Source organism: Leptotrichia sp. OH3620_COT-345, from assembly GCF_003932895.1.
Classification (GTDB): domain Bacteria; phylum Fusobacteriota; class Fusobacteriia; order Fusobacteriales; family Leptotrichiaceae; genus Pseudoleptotrichia.
The window spans coordinates 1-358 of the sequence record NZ_RQYW01000153.1 but is presented as its reverse complement, the minus strand read 5'-3'; the positions used below and the strand labels follow the sequence as shown (position 1 = coordinate 358).

The following is a 358-nucleotide window of genomic DNA, read 5'->3' as shown; positions in this document are numbered from 1 at the left end:
GATAACCCACTTCATCAATAACAAGTACATCATAATTGGCATACTGTTTTAATACTCGCTCTAAAGTTCCTTTTTGATTGGCTCTTAATAAACGGTCCACTAATTCAGTACTCATACAAAAGTAAGAGCTATAACCTTTCTCTAGGGCTTCTAAAGTGATAGAAATAGCTAAATATGTCTTACCTACGCCACTATTGCCAATGAAGAGAAGATTCTCATGCTTATCTAAAAAACGTAAGGTATGTAAATCTAAAATCTCTGCTTTATTAATTTTCGGTTGAAACTGAAAATCAAAGTCCATCACACGCTTTTCATAAGGCAGATGGGCTTTTTTTAATCGTCTTTCCTGAAGGAGCGC

General features: G+C 34.9%; 1 pseudogene. It reads right to left on the bottom strand.

The features are described 5' to 3' along the window. Window positions 1-358: pseudogene (gene istB, locus EII29_RS11675) on the bottom strand (IS21-like element IS712 family helper ATPase IstB); the annotation flags it as partial.